The following is a 256-nucleotide window of genomic DNA, read 5'->3' as shown; positions in this document are numbered from 1 at the left end:
CGATTATTATGAAGCCCAAGGACAGCCGCTCTCTGAGCATGTGGGATGGGTGTTCCAAAGGGGATATGATAAGGCGTTGATGGTCTTGCCCCATGATGGCGCAACGAAAGATCGTGTCTATAATGTGAGTTTTGAAAGTGCTCTCCAACAAGCAGGGTTTCAAACTAAGGTTATTCCTAATCAGGGTGTGGGAGCTGTGAAAATGCGTATCGAAGCGGTACGGCGATTGTTTCCTGCTATATGGTTTAACCGCGAA

At 47.3% G+C, this 256-nt stretch carries 1 pseudogene; it reads left to right on the top strand.

The window, feature by feature from the left end:
* Positions 1 to 256, top strand: a pseudogene (locus ACFINS_RS11085) (PBSX family phage terminase large subunit); the annotation flags it as partial.

This window comes from Bartonella sp. AA2SXKL (genome assembly GCF_042197205.1).
GTDB lineage: Bacteria > Pseudomonadota > Alphaproteobacteria > Rhizobiales > Rhizobiaceae > Bartonella.
The sequence above is the reverse complement of the archived record's forward strand: the minus strand, read 5'-3'. Positions and strand labels throughout refer to the sequence as shown.